Consider the following 2,454-nt stretch of genomic DNA (forward strand, 5'->3'; position numbering starts at 1 on the left):
AGGCGGCGACGGCGCGCGCGGTGTACGGCCCGATTCCCGGCAGGGCCAGCAACTCGTCGACCTCGGCCGGCACCTCGCCGCCATGCTGCTCGGTGATCGCGACCGCGCAGGCATGCAGCCAGAGCGCTCGCCGCGGGTAGCCGAGCCGGTTCCACGCGCGCACCGCCTCGCCGGCCGGAACCGCCGCGAGGGCCGCCGGCGTCGGCCATCGCTCGAGCCATGCCCGCCACTGGGGCAGCACGCGCGCCACGGGCGTCTGCTGCAGCATGAACTCGGAGACGAGGATGCCCCAGGCGGAGCATCCCGGCTCACGCCACGGCAGCTCGCGGGCGTTCGACCGGAACCAGTCGTTGACGGCCTCGCTCAGCGTCGGGGTCATCGTCTCGGGCACCGTTCGAGACTACGTCGGCCGCGGCGGGCCGAGTGCCGCCCGCGTCGGCGGCGTACGCTCGAAACATGCAGTTGGTGTCCACTCCGCGCGTCGAGTTCCTGCGCGGTCTGCGTGACGAGATCCTGAACAACTATCCGCGGGGGCGGCGCATCATCGGTGTCGACGGGTTCCCCGGAACGGGCTCCCACGAGGTCGCCGACGATCTCGCTGCGGTCTTCGACGACGGCGGCGTGCCCGCCTTCCGCGCGTCGATGGGCGACTTCCTCAAGCCGCGGGCCGCGCGCGGCAGGGGCGACGAGGCCTACGACGAGACGACGTTCCGCCGCGTGCTGCTCGACCCTTGGCGGCTCGCCGGCAGCACCGGCTTCCAGACGGCCGCATTCGACGCGGCGCGCGACGTGCCGGCGCTCTCCGAGTGGAAGACCGCCCCGGCCGACGCCGTGCTGATCGTCGACGGCGCCTACCTGCTCGGTTCGCTGAAGGGCATCTGGCACTTCCTGATCTATGTGGATGCCCAGCAGGCACAGGCCGATGAGGCGTACCTCGCGGCCGAGACGCCGTTCTTCTCGGCATCCGCCGTCATCGACACCTCGACGCCCGAGCTGCCGAAGCGCGTGCTCAGCGACTCCTGCTGAGCCGCGACAGCCTGATCCGCGCGCGCATGCGTGACCACGCTCTGCGCAGCCGACGCCGGAAGAGCCATGCGAGGGCGAGGCAGAGGATGACGAGCGGCAGCAGCTCGGGCGCGAGTGCGAACGCCCCGAAGATGATGTCGAGCGCCTCGAACCCGACCAGTGAGCCGGCGGCGACCCACGTCCAGCCGCTGAACAGAATGAGACGTCGAGTGATGCGCTGGAATGCGCGCACAGGCATGGCGGAGCTCCTTGCGAGATCTATCGGATGCCTCTCGTCGACTGCGCGCGGCAGGAATGGGCTCGGTGACCGCGCCTGTCAGCCGGGTGAGCGGGCTCATGGATTCCGCGCCTGCGGTGCGCGCCCAGACATCGAAGTGCACGAGTCGCTCGAGCAGCGTCCACCCCATCGCCGACATCGCACCTCCCGAACCGTGCCGCCAGCCTACGCACCAGGAGGAGGATCGTTGCCATGAAGCTGGCCGAGAGCGAGGCGCGGGCGCGCCTGGGTGGGGCGCGGTCGCTGCGCCTCGCGACCGTAGGCGCGAGCGGGGCGCCGCATCTCGTGCCGATCACCTTCGCCGTCGAGGGCGACCTGATCTACACGGCCGTCGACCATAAGCCGAAGTCGAGCCGCGCGCTGCGGCGGCTCGCCAACATCGCACGCGACCCGCGCGTCTCGCTGCTCGCCGACGAGTACAGCGACGAGTGGCACGAGCTGTGGTGGGTGCGCGTGGACGGCAGGGCCGAAGTGATCGAGGATGCCGACGCGATGCGGCATCCCCTCGATGCGCTCGCCGCGCGCTATCGCCAGTACCGCACGCGACGACCGGACGGGCCGGTCATCGTCATCCGCGTCGACCGGTGGGCGGGCTGGTCGGCTGCCTAGCTGCCGCCCGCCCGCACGGAGTCCGCGATCCGACGCGCGGCGTCGGCCGGCGTGATGCCGGTCGTGTCGATGACCTCGGCGTCGGCGTGCAGCCAGTTGCGCGCCGCCTCGAGATACGGCTCGACATAGGCGTGCCGGAACCACGAAGGGCCCATCACGGTGTCGCCGTCGATGCGGGCGCGCAGCGTGTCCCCGTCGGCGTGCAGCACGAAGTGCCGCACCGGGATGTCGTAGGCGGCAAGGCCGTCGCTGATCTCGCGCCAGTAGTCCTCGACCAGCACCGTCATCGGCATCACGAGCGTGCCGCCGACGTAGCCCAGCACCCGCCGTGCGAATTCGACGACGAGCGGGCGCCACGGGTCCCAGTGCTGGAAGTTGTCGGTCTCGGGCAGCCCCGGCGTGATGTCCATGAGCACGCCGCCGACCTTCTCGGCGTCGAACACGCGCGAATCGGGCAGCAGCTCTTGCACGAGGGCGCTCGTCGTGGTCTTGCCGACGCCGTGGGTCCCGTTGATCCACACGATCATGAGACGGACCCTAGC

General features: G+C 70.9%; 5 protein-coding genes. 2 read left to right on the plus strand and 3 right to left on the minus strand.

Annotation, left to right across the window (positions count from 1 at the left end; translation table 11 throughout):
- A partial coding sequence (locus tag ACM2XV_RS14220; protein ID WP_487027405.1) for an HhH-GPD family protein occupies nucleotides 1-379 on the minus strand: 379 nt, incomplete at its 3' end.
- 77 nt (nucleotides 380-456) lie between these two features.
- On the opposite strand from ACM2XV_RS14220, the gene ACM2XV_RS14225 reads away from it, so the two are divergent.
- Entirely contained in the window at nucleotides 457-1,026 is a 570-nt protein-coding gene (locus ACM2XV_RS14225) for a nucleoside/nucleotide kinase family protein (protein WP_487027402.1), read from the plus strand.
- Here the strand turns inward: ACM2XV_RS14225 and ACM2XV_RS14230 are convergent.
- Nucleotides 1,010-1,264 carry a hypothetical protein gene (locus tag ACM2XV_RS14230; protein WP_487027403.1) on the minus strand — a complete coding sequence of 85 codons (255 nt, stop codon included), beginning with the start codon at nucleotides 1,262-1,264 and terminating at the stop codon, nucleotides 1,010-1,012. The genes ACM2XV_RS14225 and ACM2XV_RS14230 overlap by 17 nt on opposite strands.
- A gap of 231 nt (nucleotides 1,265-1,495) precedes the next feature.
- Between ACM2XV_RS14230 and ACM2XV_RS14235 the strand changes: the two genes are divergently transcribed.
- Nucleotides 1,496-1,912 carry a TIGR03668 family PPOX class F420-dependent oxidoreductase gene (locus tag ACM2XV_RS14235; protein WP_344773152.1) on the plus strand — a complete coding sequence of 139 codons (417 nt, stop codon included), beginning with the start codon at nucleotides 1,496-1,498 and terminating at the stop codon, nucleotides 1,910-1,912.
- On the opposite strand, the gene ACM2XV_RS14240 is transcribed toward ACM2XV_RS14235, so the two are convergent.
- A partial coding sequence (locus ACM2XV_RS14240) for a DEAD/DEAH box helicase family protein (protein ID WP_487027404.1) occupies nucleotides 1,909-2,454 on the minus strand: 546 nt, incomplete at its 5' end. The two genes, ACM2XV_RS14235 and ACM2XV_RS14240, sit on opposite strands and share 4 nt — an antisense overlap.

This window comes from Gryllotalpicola sp. CP2-P1 (genome assembly GCF_057512245.1).